General features: G+C 45.5%; 17 protein-coding genes. 14 read left to right on the plus strand and 3 right to left on the minus strand.

Annotation, left to right across the window (positions count from 1 at the left end; translation table 11 throughout):
• Positions 1–73: 73 nt before the first annotated feature.
• Positions 74–3,193, minus strand: a complete 3,120-nt coding sequence (locus tag MKY87_RS22540) for a glycoside hydrolase family 2 TIM barrel-domain containing protein (RefSeq protein ID WP_340966291.1) — start codon at positions 3,191–3,193, stop codon at positions 74–76.
• A gap of 93 nt (positions 3,194–3,286) precedes the next feature.
• On the opposite strand from MKY87_RS22540, the gene MKY87_RS22545 reads away from it, so the two are divergent.
• The gene (locus MKY87_RS22545) at positions 3,287–4,153 is read left to right on the plus strand and encodes a helix-turn-helix transcriptional regulator (protein ID WP_340966294.1); all 867 of its coding nucleotides are present in this window, start codon (positions 3,287–3,289) and stop codon (positions 4,151–4,153) included.
• Between the two features lie 5 nt (positions 4,154–4,158).
• On the opposite strand, the gene MKY87_RS22550 is transcribed toward MKY87_RS22545, so the two are convergent.
• Positions 4,159–6,213 carry a helix-turn-helix domain-containing protein gene (locus MKY87_RS22550; protein ID WP_340966296.1) on the minus strand — a complete coding sequence of 685 codons (2,055 nt, stop codon included), beginning with the start codon at positions 6,211–6,213 and terminating at the stop codon, positions 4,159–4,161.
• A 458-nt stretch (positions 6,214–6,671) separates the two neighbouring features.
• Between MKY87_RS22550 and MKY87_RS22555 the strand changes: the two genes are divergently transcribed.
• From MKY87_RS22555 to MKY87_RS22585, 7 genes are all read left to right on the plus strand, one after another.
• Positions 6,672–7,892: a metal-dependent hydrolase family protein gene (locus MKY87_RS22555; protein WP_340966298.1), complete on the plus strand. Its 1,221-nt coding sequence runs from the start codon at positions 6,672–6,674 to the stop codon at positions 7,890–7,892.
• Positions 7,893–7,953: 61 nt separating this feature from the next.
• The gene (locus MKY87_RS22560) at positions 7,954–9,120 is read left to right on the plus strand and encodes a hypothetical protein (protein ID WP_340966300.1); all 1,167 of its coding nucleotides are present in this window, start codon (positions 7,954–7,956) and stop codon (positions 9,118–9,120) included.
• Positions 9,121–9,335: 215 nt separating this feature from the next.
• The gene (locus MKY87_RS22565) at positions 9,336–10,271 is read left to right on the plus strand and encodes a helix-turn-helix domain-containing protein (RefSeq protein WP_340966302.1); all 936 of its coding nucleotides are present in this window, start codon (positions 9,336–9,338) and stop codon (positions 10,269–10,271) included.
• A gap of 27 nt (positions 10,272–10,298) precedes the next feature.
• The gene (locus MKY87_RS22570; protein ID WP_091033740.1) at positions 10,299–10,787 is read left to right on the plus strand and encodes a DinB family protein; all 489 of its coding nucleotides are present in this window, start codon (positions 10,299–10,301) and stop codon (positions 10,785–10,787) included.
• Between the two features lie 190 nt (positions 10,788–10,977).
• Complete coding sequence (locus MKY87_RS22575) at positions 10,978–11,265, plus strand: hypothetical protein (protein WP_339785605.1); 288 nt, start codon at positions 10,978–10,980, stop codon at positions 11,263–11,265.
• A gap of 204 nt (positions 11,266–11,469) precedes the next feature.
• Complete coding sequence (locus MKY87_RS22580; RefSeq protein WP_340966304.1) at positions 11,470–12,135, plus strand: hypothetical protein; 666 nt, start codon at positions 11,470–11,472, stop codon at positions 12,133–12,135.
• A gap of 118 nt (positions 12,136–12,253) precedes the next feature.
• The gene (locus tag MKY87_RS22585) at positions 12,254–12,775 is read left to right on the plus strand and encodes a GNAT family N-acetyltransferase (protein WP_339785601.1); all 522 of its coding nucleotides are present in this window, start codon (positions 12,254–12,256) and stop codon (positions 12,773–12,775) included.
• 53 nt (positions 12,776–12,828) lie between these two features.
• Here MKY87_RS22585 and MKY87_RS22590 read toward each other — a convergent pair whose 3' ends face one another.
• Entirely contained in the window at positions 12,829–13,179 is a 351-nt protein-coding gene (locus MKY87_RS22590) for a hypothetical protein (RefSeq protein WP_339785598.1), read from the minus strand.
• Positions 13,180–13,617: 438 nt separating this feature from the next.
• Between MKY87_RS22590 and rhaD the strand changes: the two genes are divergently transcribed.
• The 6 genes from rhaD to MKY87_RS22620 all read left to right on the plus strand — a co-directional run bounded on the left by rhaD (position 13,618) and on the right by MKY87_RS22620 (position 21,761).
• Positions 13,618–14,469: a rhamnulose-1-phosphate aldolase gene (gene rhaD, locus MKY87_RS22595; RefSeq protein ID WP_339785595.1), complete on the plus strand. Its 852-nt coding sequence runs from the start codon at positions 13,618–13,620 to the stop codon at positions 14,467–14,469.
• A gap of 324 nt (positions 14,470–14,793) precedes the next feature.
• Positions 14,794–16,611: an APC family permease gene (locus tag MKY87_RS22600; protein ID WP_340909358.1), complete on the plus strand. Its 1,818-nt coding sequence runs from the start codon at positions 14,794–14,796 to the stop codon at positions 16,609–16,611.
• Between the two features lie 344 nt (positions 16,612–16,955).
• Positions 16,956–17,918: a carbohydrate ABC transporter permease gene (locus tag MKY87_RS22605; RefSeq protein WP_339785590.1), complete on the plus strand. Its 963-nt coding sequence runs from the start codon at positions 16,956–16,958 to the stop codon at positions 17,916–17,918.
• Complete coding sequence (locus MKY87_RS22610) at positions 17,915–18,736, plus strand: carbohydrate ABC transporter permease (RefSeq protein WP_340966306.1); 822 nt, start codon at positions 17,915–17,917, stop codon at positions 18,734–18,736. Before MKY87_RS22605 ends, MKY87_RS22610 begins: the two co-directional genes overlap by 4 nt.
• Positions 18,737–19,060: 324 nt before the next feature.
• The gene (locus tag MKY87_RS22615) at positions 19,061–20,419 is read left to right on the plus strand and encodes an ABC transporter substrate-binding protein (RefSeq protein ID WP_445669430.1); all 1,359 of its coding nucleotides are present in this window, start codon (positions 19,061–19,063) and stop codon (positions 20,417–20,419) included.
• Positions 20,420–20,606: 187 nt separating this feature from the next.
• A complete protein-coding gene (locus MKY87_RS22620; RefSeq protein ID WP_339785582.1) occupies positions 20,607–21,761 on the plus strand; it encodes a copper amine oxidase N-terminal domain-containing protein in 1,155 nt (384 codons plus the stop codon).
• Positions 21,762–21,840 lie beyond the last annotated feature (79 nt).

Here is a 21,840-nt window from a genome sequence, read left to right on the forward strand (position 1 = left end):
CTTTCAATAATGTAAGATTGTATGAATACAAAAAAAGCACTGCTGGCAGCATGCCGGCAGTGCTTGCTTGATGTTATACAGGTTTTACCGTAAAGGTGAAGTGATACGCGCGGTTGGCTGGCAAGGTGTATTCAGCGTGGGTACGTGCGCCCCAGCTGTCATCTCCGCCAACACCCATTTGTTTGTAATTGATGCGGGCGACAGTCTGTGTGCTCTGAGGTAATTTGTACACATGGTCGTTTGCTTCCAGTTCCTCCGGTGTCCACGGCAACGCATTGATTTCAAATGGTATGGTGGCTTCTACATGCAGGCCAAGCTGACCATCCGCTGACGTTATTTCAGCGAAGCGTACATCCGTTTTGTTACCACACTCTTGTGGTTTCAGATATGGAACAAATTGATCTCGAACCGCACCTGTGTAATAGCCGAGACGTGCACTGGTTAGACGGTCTGCATAATTGTCATGCGGGCCTCTGCCGTACCAAGAGATTGTATCCAAGCGGTTATTCAGTTGTAGCAGCATACCGAATTCCGGTAGATCAGGTAAGCCTACGCCTGGAATAAGGGTTTGACAGATTTCCAATACACCATCCGCATCAATTCGGTATGTGATGGACAGTGTGCATCCCGGATGTTGATCCCACGTATAATCGGTCGTCACGAGAATGCCTTGCTCGTCTGCATTGTGCTCGAAACGAATTAATCTGTTGGTAGCGTGAGCATCTCTCCAGAAGGCAGAACGCTCATTCAGGCGGTTCCCCATATCATTGTCTGTCATGGCTCTCCAGTAATTCGGCCGGACAGGTGCGAGCAATTGCTCTTGATTGTTGATTTGATAAGACGTTAAAGCGCCAGTAGCTGGATTGAAGCTCAACGTGACTTGGCCTGTAGCTACTTTTAGTTCATCTTGCAGATTCTGAACATGTAGCGCATTGCCTTGTCCTTGGTGTACCGGTTGGATTGGACGCAATCGCGGAGATACCACGAACTGATCCCAGGCAATCTCATGACCTGTTCCTGCCCATTTGGTTGCAACTTTCGTAACCAGAGATACAGTCAGCACCGCTTCCTTGAACAGATCGGATGATGGCGTATAAGGGATGCGGACTTCAGCTGATTTCCCTGGAGGTACCGCGATATCCAAGGTGCCGTTCTCTACGGATACACCATCGTGTGTTACTGTCCATACGAGCGAATATTCGCTCAGATTCGTGAACAGGAACTGGTTTCGGATGCGCAGCAGGCCGTCTTTGACATCGATAGCTTCCATACGAACGTTCTGATAACATTTCTTCACTTCTTCCAGCTTCGGTGTCACTGTCTTGTCGGCAAGAATCAATCCGTTCCCGCAGAAATTGCCATCATGAGGGGATTCACCGAAATCACCGCCATAAGCGAAATATTCTACACCGTCTGCCGTAGTGGTACGAATGGACTGATCGACCCAGTCCCAGATGAATGCACCCTGCAACACATCATATTTATCGAACAAATCCCAATACAGATGCAGACCTCCACAGGAGTTACCCATGGCATGGCTGTATTCGCAGATAATATAAGGTTTCTTCGGACCCTTCATGCGCGCGTATTGCTCCACATCTTGTGGGCTGATATACATCGTCGATTCAATGTCGCTTGCCGAATCAGAAGGACGATAATGGAAAGTCCCTTCATAATGAACGAGACGGGTTGGATCGACTTGTTTCAGATAATCGTACATGGCGATGAAGTTATCGCCGCCGAAGGATTCATTACCCAGAGACCAGATAATAACGGACGGATGGTTTTTGTCCCGCTGGAACATCGAGTTACAGCGATCGATTACATTATTACGCCATTCTGGCTTGCTCGCGGGAATATTGTTTTCATTCATTTCCTTTTGCCCATAATACCATGTGCCGTGAGTTTCCAGATTCGTTTCGTCAATGACATAGAGGCCATATTCATCACACAGTTCGTACCAGAGTGACTGATTCGGATAATGGGATGTGCGCACCGCGTTAACGTTATAGGACTTCATCAGCTCGATGTCACGGATCATGTCTTCCCGCCCAATGGCTCGACCCTTATCCGGGGAAAATTCATGACGATTCACGCCTTTGAACACAATGCGTTTGCCGTTGATTTGCATCAGGCCGTCCTTCAGTTCAAACTTGCGGAATCCAATCCGGCTGCGAACAGCCTCAAGCGTTTTGCCCGATTCATTCTGAATGGACAGCACAAGTGTATATAGATGAGGGAACTCGGCACTCCATAGAAGCGGCTTTATTACCTCTGTTGACAACTGGAATGAAAGTTCATCCTCACCTTGGAAAGAAACGGCGGCAGTAAGTGGCTGCTTCAATACAGTCTGCTGCTGTGCATCATAGAGCTGTGCCTGAACGGATAGTCCGGCAGTGGTCTGCGCGGCATTATGATTAAATAATTTCAAATCCAGCAGTAGCTCCGCATCCTGATACGCGTCATCCAGTTCAGTACGAACAAAGAAATCGGCGATCTGAACCGGTGAAGGTGAATGCAAATATACACCACGGAAGATTCCGCTTAACCGCCAGAAATCCTGATTCTCCAGCCAGCTCGCATCACACCAGCGATATACCTCGACAGCCAGCTTGTTCTCACCTTCCGTTAGATACGAAGTGATATCGAATTCTGCGGGCGTGAACGTGTCTTCACTATAACCGACCAGCTCCCCGTTGACCCATACATAAAAGGCAGATTCAACGCCCTCAAAGTGCAGCAGGACAGGACGGTCTTTCCAGTCAGCAGGAACCGTAAACGTGCGGATGTACGAACCCACCGGATTATAGGTTGTTGGTGCAAATGGTGGCTTCAGTTCAGGCTCACGCTCGACCCACGGGTACGTCATATTTGTATAGTGGGGATAATCGTAACCTTGCAGCTGCCAGTTGGAAGGAACGGCGATCTCGTCCCAGTCACTGGCATCATAATTGTTTTCATAAAAGGATGTAATCCGTTGTTCTGGAGTCTCCGCAAAGGCAAACTTCCATTGACCATTCAGTGATTCGTACCATGGCGATGCGCTGGAATCATTGGACAATGCTTCTGTTATAGATGGAAACGCTACCATAGACGCATGTGCGGGTAGACGTCCTACTTGAAAAGTCTCGGGATTGTTGTTCCATTCCGGGTATCCATTTGCCGGAGGGGTGTGTACCAGTTTCTTTCGCATAACAGCAACTCCTTCTGAAATGTTATAATATTGTCATTATAGAATTGAATGATGACTTAGAGAATAAAGAATATTGCCCATATATATCACAATATGAAACTAACGATGAAGAAAGTGGTGTACTGGATGAATACCCGGATTTTTTTTGGTAAAACAGAAGAAGCTGCTCGCCTGCCGATCTATATGACCACGGTTGGTTACTGGGAACACCAATATGAAACCGAGCGTCCAGAGGGATTCCCGGATTATCAGATCCATCAGATTATTCATGGCCAGGGGAGACTGATTATACAAGAAGACGAGTATATCGTCGGACCGGGTGACGTTTTCTTTCTGTATCCCGATGTCCCGCATCGATATATGCCCATCAGTGACCGGTGGGAGCTGGCTTGGGTATCGTTTCAGGGGAGAGAGGCGAGCCAGTTATTATCTTATGCGGGCATAACCGGTTCACGCGTGTGCAGACTCAGGACAGCCACGCTGCTGCGTGGCCTGGAGCAACTTCTGGTTAGAGGAGAGAATGGGGATACAACGGATTACGGAGATTACGATATTGATTGCTCCAAACAATTATATGCCCTGCTGCTGGATCTGAAGCCACTGCTCATCGCATCCGCCAATTATAATGATGAACTGGAGCGTTTGAAGCCTGTGCTGCGTTATATCACAGAACATCTGGACCGTTCACTTTCGTTGAAGGAACTGGCCGATGTGGCGGTGGTATCTCCCCAATATTTGTGCAGGCTTTTTCAGAAGGCGCTCCATACCAGACCTGTATTTTACGTGAACCAGGAACGGATCAATCGGAGCAAACAACTTATGTTCAGTGATAGAGAGCTCCGAATATATGAAGTTGCTGATCTGGTGGGTTACGAGAATGCCAGTTATTTCTGTGCGATGTTTAAAAGGCATACAGGCATGAGTCCAGAGCGTTTTCGCAAACTGCACGGACTGAATTGATGGAGTTACAATTTTAATGCTCCACTCGCGGTAGGAGCAACAGAGTATACTTCGCTTAAATGACATGCCAGATACACCTTCATCCAACCCTCGGAATCGTTCAGATCAATACCTAGAATCTCCTCTATTTTGCGCAGGCGCAGATACAACGTATTGGTATGAATATGCAAACGTTCTGCTGTGGCTTGCACAGATCGATTCGCAGCAATATAGGTTTTGAGTGTGAGTTCAAGCTCTCCTGATTTTTGCTGTTGAAGAGGGGACAGAATTTCATGAATGTAATTCTCGATATCGGAAGGTTCCTGATTCAGAAACAGCCGATTGATCCCGATTTCTTCGTAGAGCATCACGCCAGCTTTGTTTTGTTTCAGCAAAAAGGACAACGAGCGTGTAGCCTCATCATTGCTTTTGGACACATACTCAAGTCCTTGATAAAGTCCACCGATACCGATGGATAGGGCAGGAGTTTTGGAGGTGGTCCATTTCTCCACAGCCGTTTCCAGCCTGCTGATGATCCAGTGTCTGACCTTGGGCTCGGATGCAGCAGCCAAAATCGTAATTTTGTGATGTGCACTGAACAATAGATGTTCACGGGTGCCTAGTTCCTTTTCGATAAAGCCAATCAACTTGCGCACCCAAATTTCAGTTGTTTTCATATCAGGATGTTCCCCATAGAGCTGCAATTGTGCGACGAACAAGGACTGATGGGCTGGCAACTGAAAGCTGGAAAGTCGTGCCTCCAACTGCTGTGGTTCTCGATATTGCACGAGATCGCTGAAAAAATCATGGTTTTTCCGATAGGACATCTCGGTGAGTGAGTAGGTATTCACCATCTCCAGCATTACAATAGCTCCGCCTTGTTCCAAAATCACATGATCCAACTGGCCTAATGGATGATCTAACTGGATGGCAAAACAGCCAAGCACCAGAGATCCATTCACAATGGGATACAGGTAATAATCGCTTTGATCATTTCCACCGGATAAGGTGATCGGGTTAAACTGACTGTCTAGAGCGGTATAAATATCGAGCTCACTTAGCAAAACACTTTCCGGGAGAATCGGGTACCAGTCATTTCTCGCCATATCCACATAATAGGTGGGAAGCTTCAGCATCGATCCAACCGTCTCAATGATATGACCGAGGCTCACATGTTCAATGGAAAGTGCCGTGAATTGATTATGAATTTCATTGCGGCTAACGAGATATCGATTCGTTTCCAGCAGTTCTGAATACATGGTGGCGTTGGAGATGGCAATGGCTGCCTGATCCGCAAACCCTTGCATCACGTTCAGATCATGCGGGGCAAATCGTCTGTTTTGTTCAAATTGGTATACCAGCATCACCCCGATTTTGTGGGTGTTCATGGTCACGGGAACGGCGATAAGTCCTTTGGCCATAATACCGTCTGGCAGTGAACTTACAATGATATTCGCATTCTCCTGACTGACATTGCCCATATCCTTAAAGGCATCATCCGGTGTGCTATACATTCGGCCAATGCCTTCCTCGTATACCTTTCCCGTAATGCCCTCATCCAGCTCGCCCTGATATTGATACACACTATCCTGAAAACCGACCTTGGCTCTAGGAATCATCTTGCCAGAGTCCGGATCAACCATCATGAACAGTCCGCAGGAAAGAGAGGGGATGACATGCAGCGCATTCTCCATGATTTTGAGTAACAAGTCGTTCAACTCCAGGGAACAGGTTAGCTCTCGCAGCCCGGTCAACCATCGATCATTGTGCGCACGTTCCATCTCAATCTGCTGCTTCAACAGTCCTTCCCGAATCAAAGACTCCAGACGTTCACTCTGTAGCAGAGTGAGCTGCTTCTGGGTATCGATAACCACACGAATGTTGATATTGGACAAAAAAACAAACGTATACCTGAGAATCTTCCAGGAAGACTCGAGCTGTTCTTGATCTGTATATTCAGGTACTTCTCCTTCGCACAGCCAGTTATTCCACTGGAAATCGTATTCATCCTTGATCCAGATTCCGTACGAAGCAGATCCAAAGACCTGAACCATAAATGAGCGAACCGCTTCATGAATCATAGCAAACGTACTCCTTTCGTATTCACATTGAAAAATACTTACATATATAACATGACCTTCACTATACTGTGTAATTTATATTCTGTATTGTGTGTATCACCATAATAAATATCAAAATGCTGTTGTTATCAACAATGACATTATACATTTGCAACTTATATAATGTCATTAACTTTAACACAATACAATTTCATTGTAGTACAGCAGTAGAGCTGTAAATCGAAAATGTACACGTAATATTTAAGTTCAACTTAACTTTTTACACGAGAACGGAGAGGACAGAAATAACGTGAAGAAGCAAAGCGTTCGCCTTTATCCCCGGATTTTCCCTTTGGAGAAGGGAATCAAAAAAATCTGGGGATAACAGCGATCGGAAGGTTATTCTGTCATCGGAGTGGGAGTGTGAATATTCTTTAGTTGGACTTACAACCAAGTCTGAAAAATGAGGTGGAGTACAGATGACTCAAATTACTGCTTTTACAGGTGCATTGTTAATCGATGGACAAGGTGGAGAGCCTGTTTCCGATAGTGTGGTTCTGGTTGAGAACGGGAAATTCATAGCTGCGGGTGCGAAGGCAGCCGTTCCAATCCCGGAAAATGCCAAGCTTGTTGATGTAACAGGCAAAACGGTGATGCCCGGATTAATCGATGCTCATGTACATGTGCACGGGGCCAAAAATCTGAATATGGCTGCGGTGGCGCTGGAAGCCAATGAACTTCAAATGGGGAGAGCACTTCAGGATCTGCCGAAGCTGATCAACGCGGGCTTTACAACCGTCAGGGATGTGGGTAGCCATGTTGCTGTATACATTCGCGATCTGATCAAGGAAGGTGTGGTGAAGGGGCCGCGGATTAAAACTTCCCGTCATATGCTCTCTCAGACGGGTGGGCATGCAGATATCCATATGATTCCAACGGAACTGAATATCTTCACCGTGTGTGACGGCGTTCCGGAGGTCATTAAGGCAACACGCACGCAGTTCCGTGAAGGGGCAGATTTCATTAAAGTGTGTTCCACAGGCGGGGTACTTTCGGAGAAAGATGACCCTCGCTGGTCACAATTCCGCATGGATGAGCTGAAGGCAATCGTGTATGAAGCGGAAGCGGTGCAGTCTTATGTGGCTGCACATGCGCAAGGTGCACAGGGGATCAAAAATGCGTTGGGAGCGGGCGTACGCACCATTGAACACGGGATCTACATTGATGAAGAAGGCATTGGCATGATGCTGGATCAAAAGGCGGTTCTGGTTCCAACGCTGGCCATTGTACATCGGATCATCAAAGAAGGGCATAAATACGGTGTTCCCGAATTTGGCATTCGCAAAGCCAAAAGTGTATATCAGGAGCATATAGAGAATATGATTATCGCGCGTAAGGCAGGCGTAACCATCGCAGTAGGGACAGATTTCTGCACGTGTGCACCTGTTGAGCATGGCGGGAATGCGCTCGAATTGCGATTGCTTGTTGAAGATGTTGGATTTACGCCGATGGAAGCGATCGTAGCTGCAACAAGAGATGCGGCGAGAGCGATGCAGATGGAAGCGGAGATCGGTACGATTGAACCTGGCAAAGCTGCTGATCTGCTGGTATTGAATGTAAATCCGTTGACGGATATTGGACTGCTCGAACACACAGAGAATATCGAACAGGTCTATTTATCAGGTGAACGCTTGAAATAAGAAAGATGGTTCTATGTGTACTGAACTGCACTGACAACATAGAGAATGGGGAGAAGCCACCATGTTTAGTCAACCGATATATATCGCCACAGTATTACTTGTTATTTTAGCTATAGGGGAACTGGTTTCGATCTGGTCCAAAGCGCGAATTCCTTCCTTGCTTGTTATTCTGATCGGATATTTGCTGCTGAACTGGGCGGGGTTATTTCCCAAAGGAGTGGTCTCCAGCTCTGCTCTGACGGCGTTCGGGGCTCTCATGGTGGCTCCGCTGATTGTACACATGGGGACATTAATACCGCTGAAATTAATACGGTCCCAATATAAAGCTATACTGATCTCATTGTTCGCATCACTCACGGCGACAGGTCTGATCCTGTTAATCGTATCACCGTTCTATGGTTATCCTACGGCTGTTGCCGGATCAAGTCCGGTTGTTGGTGGCATTATCTCTTATCTGATCACAACCACGAAGTTGCAGGAGATGAACTTGGGTCATCTGATTACAATTCCGGCTGTCATTCTGGGTATTCATTCCCTCGTGGGGATGCCGATTGCAACCAATATGTTACGCAGATATGCGTTAAAACTGCAGAAGCAGGGCGCATTTGAAAACAAGGTTGCAGGGGAAGGCCATGTGAACATTAAAGAAGCGAATGCCAATACATTCCTTCCACAGCGTTTCCAGACCGCACCTATTCTGCTGTTGCTCTTGTTCATTATGGGCAGTCTCTCCATTTATCTGGGAAATGTAACTGGACTTAGCTATAGTATCTGGGCTCTGTTGCTTGGTGTTCTGGGTCATCTGATCGGGCTATTCCCTTCTCGTATTCTGGATAAAGCAAGTACATCGGGAATTGCCATGACAGGTCTGATTGTTGTAGTTATGACAAGTATGGAGTCGATCACTTTTGATGCGGTGGTTAGTTCTATTATTCCGGTGTTGTTCATTATCGCAGTTGGTGTAGTTGGGGTGCTGATCGGTGGATTTGTTGGCTCAAAGCTGTTCAAATGGGACCCGCTCAAAGGTCTGCCTGTGGCACTGACCGCACTATTTGGTTTTCCGGGTGACTACATTATCTGTGAGGAAGTAAGCCGTTCAGTTGGGCGTGATGAAAATGAACGCAAAGCTATCCTCGATGAGATTTTAACACCAATGCTGGTGGGTGGATTCACAACTGTCACAACGGCATCCGTGCTGATTGCGTCCATACTGATCAAGACACTTTAGAAAAATTGATGTTCTTTTCATCCTAATTTCAGTTTCTATTAAGGTTGGGAAGGTAAGATGATTCTTGTAAACCCCTTCTCGTGTTAAATAGATGTGTGACTGGCCCTATCGGATTGTCCTCCGGTAGGGCACTTTTTTTCTTCATTTCTTCGGTTGGTGGTATGATAGATGAATACATAATGTGTAACCAACTCTAGTGACCGGAGGATGGAATTGTGGATCACAGCCTGCACCCGTTGTTTAAGCCTATTCAGATAAATGGAACGTACCCTAACAGTTATTATGTTGAGAAAATACCTGCTGCCGGCTTGATGGCTTATGTGGCCTGTTATTGGGAATCAGGATCTCTTCCGAACACGCATGCAGATGTTGCTAATAGAGAAGGTCCAGAGCGATTGATGACGACGGCACCTGCCCGGGTATTGCCGGATGGTTGCACGGACATGCTGATTACATACGACCCAGTCTGTTCAGAGCACTCCTATGCTTACTGTGGCAATTATACACAGCCATTCGCTGTACCTGAGCCATCCGATGATGGTTCCCCTGCTGGAGACTACACCTTTGGTGTCCGGTTCTTCCCGGGTGGAGCGCATGTCTTCCATGGCATGCCTCTGGAGTGGTTTACGGATAAGCGAATTGCCCTTCAGGAATGTTGGCCGGAGAAGCTTAACGAGCTTCAGGAACGGATGGCCGAAACGAATAGTTTTGCAGAGCGAGTAGAGGTTATGAATGCGTACTTGAGTCCGTTGCCCGTGCAGGCAAGCACATCTGAGAACAATTTGATGAAAAACGTGCTGCACCGCATCTTTATAGATGGGGGACGTATGACTGTCCAAGAGCTGGCGATGCGTGAAGTGATTAGTGAACGGCAGTTGCATCGCAAGTTCTCGGAATGGGTCGGAATCAGCCCCAAACGATTCAGTGAGGTGGTTCGTTTTCATCGTGTGCTGAGCGATATTCATCAGGGAAACACGGCAGACTGGGCAATGCTTGCCCAGAATCATGGATTTTTTGACCAAGCCCATCTGATTCGGCAATTTCGCAAGTTTTATGGAGAGACTCCATTGACGGCAGCCAGAGAGCATGGCAGGATGTTGTCCGATTTGTACAATAGATCTGTAGAAACGTCGGTTATACTTAAATCGTGAGAATAAAAGGTAAGGGAGACATCATATATGAATGGAACATTGCAGATTCGGGATCACTTGTTAAATGAATTGGAAACAGGCGTACGTACGGGGGCTTCGTTAATTCGCTTGATCCGTTCGGAGGATTGGTCTTATCGTCCACAGGAGAATATGCGTTCATTGGTGGAGCTAGTGCATCATTTTATCCAGATTACCGCATCCGATCTTGCCATTATGCAGGAAAAAGGTGAAGCTGAGGTTGGGCTGGTAGAGAATAGCCTGTCGGGGATTGAGGATATCGAGAAGCTTGAAGCAACATTATGGAGCAATTTCGAATCCTACAAAGCCTATATCACGGGATTGAGCGAAGATGACTTTTTGAATCGTTCAACGAAAGCTTTTTATATGGAACATGGTCATTTGCAGGTACAATGGCAGATTGAAACGGTAACGCATGTATTCCATCACCGTTCGCAGCTGTATAACTATCTCAAGCAGCAGGGCCATGAACTGAACTTTTTCATGCTGTATGCGTAATTAAACCTGTAATAATAAAGTAAGCTTAGTTAGCCCCACCGGATGGTCCGGTGGGGCTTTTTTTTGCGTACAGTCGTCTATCAATCTATGAAGTCTATCAAAATTGGACATTATGACGCTGGTAATTCACCGTTGCTTTAATAGATTTCAAGCATAGAATACCGTATCACAGCAAAAGGAGGTGATTTCGATGGCCATCCTTTTACCGCAACAGTTTTACAATCTTCCAGCAGGTGTAGGTAAGTCTTACTACGAAAACTTGGCTGGAGGCACCAATGCCAGCGCTACAGTGAACAACTTTGGACCTTTTCCGGTATCTCTCGTGATTACACGTGTTAATGCACCAGTAGTCACTTACGTTGTTCCTGTAAACAGCAGTCTTACCATTTCTGCAGGTGGAGTTCTGGTTTTTGCCTTGTTAGCTAACCTTGGCGGCGCAGCTTCCGGAACAATTCAATTTGCCACAGCAGATTTGTAATTGATGTGGACTGGAATGGAATGGCCTCTGTCGGACATCTTGTCGGCAGGGGTTTTTCTTTTTTTATGTGGAACCTTCTGGATTAAAAGTGATATTATACTAGAGTCTTATTATTTGATTTATTAATAGGTTGTTATAAGAATGAATTTCTTATACAGCGAGAGAAAGGGAGATTTGTTGTTTAGAAAGATGTTCATCTGTATTTTGGGGATAACCTTAGTATTGTCTGTAATTCTGTTACCACATGTTGCTCAGGCTGTGACTGAGTTGGCTACTCTGGAGTATGGCAATGGGGCTACATATTATGGAGAGACCAAAAATGGAAAACCTCACGGGAATGGAACCATGACCTGGGGGAAAACCAAAACCTACAAAGGAAGCTGGGCACAGGGGAAACGTTCGGGACACGGCGTATATAAAGTTATAACACGCGGAGAGGACAGTATTACAGAGTCCAAGTATGATGGGAACTGGAGGAATGACAAAAAGGATGGTAAAGGTAAACTTCAGGTTAACGAAATAGCATTGACTGGAGATATGCTGGAATCGCGAATCCAAACAGGGACATTTGCAAAAGATCAGTGGATTGCAGGCTATGATGTACGAAATGGAGAATATGATCCGCCATATTATTTTGCTTACAAAGATTCGAAAATGAGTCTTAAGATCTTGGGAGATGCCGGAAATATTTTGAATGGATTAAAGAATAACTATTTCTTCTCGTTTACATACCAAAAGGGAAAAATATATAAAAGTGTTGGTGTTGGAGATGAGTATAATCCTAAGCAATTTAGTTCCTTCATAAAAAGTGTAGAGAAAGAGATCAAGCCTCACATCAATCAATTTGAGGAATTGGCTAAGCAATTATAAGTGTGATTAGAAGGTATGAACGTATACAAATATAAATGTTGTTTATCCTGACGGTCATTCGATTAATTTAAGGTATAGGCGGCACGCAGATTGGTGTTGGCATACAGGAGGTTAGTGGATGATGAACAGAACAATCTTATTTGAAACGGAACGGTTGGAATGTGCGACTTGGAACGAAGGAGATCGTGCGCTGGCGTTTGCATTGTGGGGCGATCATGAGGTTGCCAAATGGATTAGCAGCAAGGGATTTCTGAGTGAGGATGAAGTAGAAGCGCGATTAACACAGGAGATTCAAAGGCAGAAGGAAGCGGGAGTGCAATATTGGCCCCTTTTTGAGAAAGAGACGGAGGTGTTTGTCGGTTGCTGTGGCCTGCGTCCGTATTCTTCAGAAGAGGATATGTATGAATTGGGATTTCATCTAACCCGGGATCACTGGGGCAAAGGGTATGCGCAGGAAGCGGCACGGGCGGCAATTGGTTATGCCTTTGACAAAATGAACGTGAAGGCACTGTTTGCCGGGCATCATCCGGATAATGAAGTGTCACGTCACATCTTGATCAAGCTGGGATTTGAGTATACAGGTGATGAACGTTATGAACCGACAGGAAAGATGCATCCATCGTATGTGCTGCGAAAATAAGAAACCCTCGACCAGCAAAGGACAGGGATTGAGGGCATCTGGTTTCCCCCCTTTTATAGAACTAGTTCATTCGAAACAATGCGATGTGCGGTGACAATTTGCCCGGTGCTGTCTTTTCCCCACACTGAAATTTCAGTTAATGCAGCTGCGCCTCCACCCGTTGTGAATACATATTCGTATCCATCCAGGTTGGCAAAGTAGGTTTGAGAGAAGACTTGCCCGGGGGTCAGATTAACGGATTGAAGCACATATAAGGTCCTCGTTCCATTCAGGAAATAACCTTGAATGAGTACATTGGACGTATTGATGGAATCGGTGTTGACCATTTTGATGGTGACTTGTTGTGTAGGCCTGCTGCCACCGGAGAGATTGTTCTCGATCGGGCCTGTAGAAAGGACTGCCATAGGTTCATCTCCTTTTATATGAATGTCTTTTCCTGAGAAAAGCTAGAATAGTATATGTTAGAATTGACGAAAGCGTTTGGACAGAGAGATAGATGTACTGACTGAAAAGAAGGCACTCAAATTTCTGTCCACCGGGGATATATGTTTTCATGCTTTTTTTATTTCGCTTTCAGCTTCTATTAAGGTAGCGGAGGTATGATAACTCTTGTAAACCCCTTCTCGTGTTAAATAGATGTGTGACTGACCCCGCCGGACGCCGGTGGGGTATTTTTTTTGTTTTATTTTCAAATAAACAAAACTAAACAAAAATAAATAAAAGTTTATTTCTGTGTTTTTTATTGACTATCAAAGATAAACAAAGGTATAATGAATGTGAAATAAAGAACTTACTATGTACGTGGCAAGCCATATGATTTTCAATATAAGGAGAGATTGATCATGAACGTGACCCTTACGAATGACACAACACAGGTTGCAGGTTTCCATATTCCATTTGTCCGTGAGATGGCTGAGATTACACAACATATGTGGAAAAATGGCTGGGATGAGCGCAATGGTGGTAATGTCAGCTATCTGCTGGAGGAAGAGGAAGTAGCCCAATATATAGATATCCATCATGTGATTCGCAAGATCAAACCGGCATTTTCGGTGCAAGAGCTAGCAGGCAAGTATTTTATTGTGACGGCATCGGGCAAATATTTTAAAAATGTACTCGCTGATCCCGAGAGCAACCTGGGGTTGCTACGTGTATCGCAAGATGGTCAGGAGCTGGAAGTGCTCTGGGGATTGAAGTCGGGGGCAAACCCAACAAGTGAGTTGCCTACACATTTCATGAGCCATATTGAACGTTTGAAGCTGGACCCCAACCACCGGGTTGTCATGCACAACCATGCCACTCATGTATTGGCCATGACGTTTATCCACGAATTGGATGAAGCAAAATTCACCAAGACCCTCTGGCAAATGTGCACGGAGTGTGTGGTTGTATTCCCGGATGGAATTGGCATTATTCCATGGATGATTCCTGGATCGAACGAGATTGGCCGCGAAACGGCTGAGAAAATGAAAGAATACCACGCGGTCATCTGGCCGCAACATGGTATCTTTGGAACAGGCACAACGATTGACGAAGCTTTTGGTCTGATTGAGACCATCGAGAAGGCAGCCCAAGTGTATATGCTGGTTGCTGGTCACGAGATCCGGCAGAGAATTACGGACGAACAGCTGACCACACTGGCACAAGCGTTTGGTGTTACTCCTCGTCCAGGCATTCTGGACGTGAAGGTGTAACGAATTAATCCGAGGTTAACAACAATTGAAAGGTTGATCTGACGCGTAGTGATTCTGATTGAGAATATTGATTCGTTATATACAGGAAGTGGTCTTTGGTTCACTGAACCAAAGGCCATTTTCTGTTTTTCGGCTAACAAACGTCGTTTTGGTTCAAAATAGTTCAAAATACTAAACAAGAATGGCTTTGTTATCGATTATTGAATCGTAGAATGCATTATCACGCGCTGGCGAAATTCGGGTGAAATGACGTATTGTCAACGGCTCTGCGATTTTGCATAATAACAATGCTTCACAGATGAGAGACGGAAGGATGTTATGATCATGCTTGGCAAAATGAAGAGAATCTTAATAGGCAAGCCAATGAAATCGGCTGAACTGGATGGAGAAAAATTGGGGAAATGGAAGGCACTCGCCATCCTATCCTCGGATGCCCTATCGTCCGTTGCCTACGGTACGGAACAGATTTTGCTGGTGCTCGTTGCGGCCGGATTCGCCGCCCTGTGGTACTCCGTTCCGATTTCCATCGCCGTGCTGGGATTACTCGTCATTTTAATTTTTTCCTATCGCCAGACGATATTTGCTTATCCAACAGGGGGCGGCGCTTATATCGTAGCCAAGGATAACCTGGGTACAACATCCAGTCTGATTGCCGGAGGATCTCTGCTGGTCGATTATATTTTGACTGTTGCAGTAAGTTCGTCCGCAGGGACGGATGCGATTACGTCGGCTTTTCCTATGCTGCATGATTACAGTGTTGTGATTGCTCTGATTATGATTGTGTTTCTAACCATTATGAATTTGCGGGGAGTGACGGAGTCAGCGTCTGTGCTCGCGATCCCCATCTATCTGTTTATATTTTCGATTGCAATTCTGATTATCTCGGGCGGAATCAAATTTCTTGCCGGGGGGATGGAAGCAGCTGCACCTGAATTCGGAACAAGTCTATCCCATGTGAGTATGTTTCTGTTATTAAAAGCATTCAGCTCCGGATGTTCGGCCTTGACTGGTGTGGAAGCGGTAAGTAACGCGATCCCGAACTTCAAGCAGCCTGCCGAGAAAAATGCCGCAGGTACATTACTGCTCATGGGTTGTATATTGGGAGCCATGTTCATTGGTATCACCTTACTGGCTTATGGATACGGAGTGAAGCCTGATCCCAAAGCAACGGTCATTTCCCAGATTGCTGAAGCGACGTTTGGCAGGGGCACGATGTATTTTATTATCCAGGGTGTAACGGCACTGATCCTGTTCCTGGCAGCCAACACAGCATATTCGGCTTTTCCACTATTATCCTTCATGATGGCAAAGGATAAATACATGCCGCATGCATTTATGGTCAGAGGAGACCGCCTTGGGTTCTCAAACGGGATCATTTTCCTCAGTGTGATGTCTGCGCTGCTGGTGGTTGGGTTCAAAGGAAATACGGAAAGCCTGATTCCGCTCTATGCGGTAGGGGTGTTCATTCCATTTACTCTGTCGCAGCTCGGTATGATGATTCGCTGGATCAAAGTCAAGCCGTCTGGCTGGCAGATGAAGTTGCTGGTCAATACGGTCGGTATGCTGACTACATTATCGATTACCCTGATCTTTATTTTCACCAAGTTCACGCAGACATGGGTCATCTTTATCTTTTTGCCTTTCGTTGTTTATGTGTTCATGCGTATTCACCGTCACTATTGCAACATTGCCGATGAGCTGCGGATTGATATTCAGGTTGATAAGCCAGCCAAAAAAGGCAATACGATAGTCATTCCTGTTGCGGGTATTACCCGAGTCGTCATGAACACAATCAGTTACGCCCAGACGATGTCGGATCACGTGGTCGCGCTGTACATTGGATTCGATGATGAGGCTATACGCAAAATGGAGCAGAAGTGGGAAGAGTGGAATCCAGGTGTTCGTCTGGTTGTGATCAAATCGAGATACCGTAGCATTATGGGGCCGCTGAAGAAATTCATTGATACCGTAGAGTGGAAAACGGCCGAGACCGATCACATCACCATATTAATCCCGCAATTCATCACCAAGCACTGGTGGCAAAATGTACTGCATAACCAGACCAGCTTCATGATCCGGGCCTATCTGATCAATTACAAAGACGTGATTGTCACCACTGTGCCATATCATCTTAATCGTTAATTCGAACGGTTAATCGCTTCACCTCGTGTGGAAGATTTACAGATTATTGTAAAATGAGTCATGTTCTTTAACAGGCAAACGTTCATATTCCATTTACACATCGAACCGCAGGGATATCTCCAAAAAGGGGAGTTCTTGCGGTTTTTTTGTCATGAGATAAGGTCTGGATACCGCTTTCGAATGGATGCACATTTGCGTAAACTCCCTTGTCCATGATTAACGTTACGTTGATTCAGAATGAATTTTGCTGTGACATTCGACTCTTACACTAGATAACGTGGTGCTGAAGTTGATGTAACATTTCACACACACTGAATGCGTGAAACAAGGGGGAAGAAAATCCGATGAGTGAGCTTGATAACCGGATCAGCTTGCCCGCCGCCAAACGGCGCGTATCAGGTACGAGTGCGCGCCGGACAGCCTCGCTGCGTGTGCAGCGAATGCGGGAGAATCTGCTGGCCTATGGTTTCCTGGCACCATCGCTGCTTTTGTTTGCAGTGTTTCTGTTTTACCCGATGTTTAAGTCCGTGTACCTCAGTCTGCATTCCACAGATCCGACGGGGCAGATTGCAGCTTATGTAGGACTGGATAACTTCAAGGCCGTGTTCCAATCAGGACTGTTCATGCAAGGGATGAAAGTGACGTTACTATTTGTGCTGTTTACAGTCCCCACAGGTATGTTGGCTGCTCTGATTCTGGCTGCACTGACTCACAACCGGTTCAAGGGAATGCGTATATTCCAGTTTGTGTTCTCTCTGCCCGTGGTGTTATCCGTCGGTTCGTCAGCGGTCATCTGGAAGTTTCTCTTCCATCCGACCCTGGGCATGCTGAATTATCTGCTTGGCAAAGTAGGCATCGACCCAATTCCCTGGCTTACCAGCCCGGATTGGGCATTGATCTCGATCTCCATCATGACGATCTGGATGAATCTTGGATTCAACTACATTATTCTATCCAGTGGTTTGGCAGGCATCCCGGATGAGATCTACGAGAGTGCCAAGATTGACGGCGCAGGACCATTGCTGACGTTTCGCAAAATCTCGATGCCGCTACTGTCACCCACGTTATTCTTTGTTACGGTCGTATCGATCATTGGTGCTTTTCAATCGTTCGGTCAGATTAACATTCTAACCCGGGGTGGTCCGATGGACAGTACAAATGTTTTTGTCTATTCCATCTATCAGGAAGCCTTCGTTAATTTCCGCTTTGGTACAGGTAGTGCACAGGCATTGATCCTGTTTGTGGTGATTATGCTGCTGACCCTGATCCAGTTCAAATGGGTAGAAAGGAAAGTGCATTACCAATGAGTGCAACATGGACCAAAACGCTGTTGTATGGATTACTGACGATCTGTGCAGCGCTTGTGCTGTACCCGGTGATGTACACCTTTTTCATGGCCGTGATGACGCCGGAAGATGCGAGTGCTTATCCGCCGCATATCATTCCAAATTCAATCGATCTGTCCAACTTTAGCGAAGTATTTGATATTGTTCCGATCGGTCGATTTATCGGCAATACCTTTCTTGTCGCAGGACTGACAACGCTTGGTCAATTGATTACAGCGAGTATGGCAGCCTATGCTTTTGCGAAAATGCAGTTCAAAGGCAAAAACGTCATCTTCAGCATGTTTGTCGCAACGATGATGATTCCATGGGAAGTGACGATGATCCCCAACTACCTGACGGTTCGCAGTTGGGGTTGGCTGGATAGTTATCAAGGGCTTACCGTGCCGTTTCTGGCAACGGCGTTTGGTACATTCCTGCTAAGACAGTTCTTCATGCAATTGCCCAAGGAATTGTTCGAGGCGGCGAGGATCGACGGTTGTGGTCATATTCGCTATTTCATATCGCACGTCTTGCCTTTGTCCCGTCCGGCACTTGGAACACTGGCAATCTATTCATTCTTAAGCATGTACAATTCGTATCTCTGGCCGCTGCTGGTGACAAACACACCGGAAATGAGAACCGCTCAGATCGGGATCTCGATGCTGGAGTTCCAGGAATCCACAGCGTGGAATCTGGTATTTGCCGGAACAGCGATGGTCATTCTACCATCCTTATTGTTATTGATCTTCGGGTTGAAACAGCTTGTACGCGGAATGGCAGCAGGCGCACTGAAGGGGTAAGGTGAGAAAGTTTTAATACTATTTAATTGAAGTGTAAGCTCTGAAGGTTTTGATCTAAAGATTTTGATACCAGGAGCGAATAAAATGAGGCTCGTGCTTCAAATAAGATGTTGAAATGAACGACGGTAGTAGTGGAGGGGACGAAATCGATTCTGAAGAAGCAAAGCGTTCGCCTTTATCCCCGGATTTCCCCCTTTGAAAGGGGATGAAAAGAAATCCGGGGATAACAGCGATCAAAAGAACGATTCGTAACCGTAACGGCCACACCGCGTCATCCCCAAGATTTTATTGTACGCGAGCCATATAAAAGGAGAGCGATTTCGTTTGAAAAAAAGAGGAACATTTGCATTAATGCTGGCTGCACTCATGTTGGTCATTTCCGCTTGCGGAACAAAAGCGGAAACAAGCAGCCCGGCAAGTGGAGCTCAAGCAGAAGCGGCCGCAGCTGAAACAACACAATTGACTTGGTGGCACTCCATGTCTGGCGCAGGGGAGAAAGCCATTAACCAACTTGCTTCCGACTTTAACGCAAGTCATCCCGGCATTCAGGTGAAACCCATCTATCAAGGGAAGTACGATGAGAGTCTGAACAAACTCAAAGCATCCATGGGCTCAGACAGCGGTCCAGACATTATCCAGGTCTATGAGATCGGCAGCAAGTTCATGATCGATTCAGGCATGATTACGCCAGTACAACAGTTCATCGACAAGGACCAGTTCGACCTGTCCCAATTGGAGCCAAACATCATCCGATACTACACCATCGATGGCAAGTTGAACGCCATGCCGTTTAACACATCGAACCCGATTCTGTACTACAACAAGGATATGTTCAAAGCAGCAGGTTTGGACCCGGAGAACCCGCCAAAGACGTATGAAGAGTTTGAGCAAGCGGCAAAAGCACTCGCAAAAGACGGTAAGCCAGGTGCATCCATGGCGATCTATGGCTGGTTTATGGAACAGTTCTTTGCAAACCAGAATGCAGATTATGTAAACAATGGAAACGGAAGAACTGAAGCAGCTACAGAATCTCTGCTGAACTCCGAAGCTGGAGTGAAGACATTAACGTGGTGGAAAAAGATGATTGACGAGAAAACCCTCTCCAATCTGGGGCGTAGCACAGATGATACAACAGCAGCATTTACCGCTCAGCAAATCGGTATGACCCTGGATTCCACGGCTGGCCTGCGTAAAATCGTAGAAGGTTCAGGTGGCAAGTTTGAACTGGGAACAGGCTTCCTGCCTCGTCCAGCGGATGCCAAAGAAGGCGGCGTTGTAGTGGGTGGAGCAAGCTTGTACATTATGAATAACAAATCAGAAGCACAACAGCAAGCGGCATGGGAGTTCATCAAGTACTTGGCTACACCAGAGGTACAAGCGAATTGGAGTGTTGCGACAGGATACTTCCCTATTACGACAGCAGCCTACAATGAGCAAGTATTAAAGGATAATATGGCGAAGTACCCGCAATTCCAGACAGCAGTCGATCAATTGCACGCTTCCGCGGATTCGACAGCAACATCCGGGGCATTAATGGGAGTATTCCCGGAAGCCAGACAACTTGTCGAAGGAGCGATTGAAACGGTTCTGAATGGACAAGGTACACCACAGGAAGCATTGGATGCAGCAGCCAAACAAATTACAGACAAGATTGCGCAATATAACAGCACGGTGAAGAAATAATTTAATTCATATCAGTGTTGAATGCAGTGATTAAGCTGCATTCAATTTTTTTGTTTTACTAAAAAGAAAGACTAACATTTTTTGTTAATGATTCCGAAAATAGAATAGGAAGCTGAAAGGGGTATCCCAATACATGGATTCATGAAAAGCAATGGACAATATTAAAAATAAGAAGGAGTACAAGTGAATGAAAAGAGTAACGGTTCTAATGATGGCATTTATGTTGTTGTTTGTTTCAAGTGTTTATGCGGAGGAACTTAAAGTTAAAGATATTGAACTCATCCCTAATACTTCAGTTTCGGTCGGTGGTAAGATTAATCTTAATATAGTTGTTGTGTATGATGACGAAAATTCAATACATAGCGATAACGATCCATACTACAGAAGAAATACAGGTCTTACAAAAACAGATTATACGATCAGTGAACCTCATATACTTCAAGTGCTGAGCACTGGGATGGTAAAGGTAATAGGTGTAGGTTCTTCAACAATTACTGTTAAAGTCGAAAATGTTGAAAGATCAGTTACTATTTCAGGTAGTTTGGATGAAGCAATTGATGGAGGATACATAAAAAATGGTGTGACTCTTGTTCCGATGAAAGAGGTATTCAAGGCACTGGGAGGGAGTGTTAGTTACATTGCTCAACAGGACGCCTTCGAGATTAAAGTTGGTTCTACCAAACTAACTCTCCCGAAAACGGGAACAAAAGCAACGTTAAATGGAGAGCCATTAACTCTCAAGTCCCCGTTGCTTGTTCAAAATGGCGTAACTTTGTTTCCTGCTTCTGTTCTCTCAGATGCTCTGGATGGAACTGTGACTTATAACTCTAAATCTAAGCAGATGCAAGTATCCATTGGTAAAGGTAAAATGACTATTAATATTGAACAACCTCAAAAACAAAACAGTGTAACAGGAACAACTCCAACAAAAGGGAAACTTTATGCTGTGCCAGCTACTGGAGATATGAAAGGGTGGAGCATTCTCAAGGGTCATCCTTACGAAAAAAGCATCCGTGTGTACTTCAAAGTCAATGGGTCAAATGTACAAATATATACTAAGGATATAAGGAAGGTAGATCTGAATAAAAAAGTAACATGGACCGATTTAGAGGGGAAAAAACACACAAATACGGTAAAACAGTTGTATACTGTTTTTGGGGAATTAAGTAATGAATATACTAGTGACATACTATATAAAATGTTTGGAAAAACATATTCAGACTGGATCGGCTCAACTTCACTGAATGCAGATCGATACGTTGACCAGTACTTGGAGCAACAAGGATTAATTGAACCCTATGGAAGTAATATTACTTTGACACCAGACACAGAAGTATATTGAAAACCGTCTGTAACATTTCGAAAAAGTGAAATTAGTATCATTTTTCATATTTTATATTATCCCACAAGAAAGTCTCTGA

Origin of the sequence: Paenibacillus sp. FSL R7-0198 (genome assembly GCF_038000415.1) — a bacterium.
In the GTDB taxonomy this organism is placed as follows: Bacteria; Bacillota; Bacilli; order Paenibacillales; family Paenibacillaceae; genus Paenibacillus.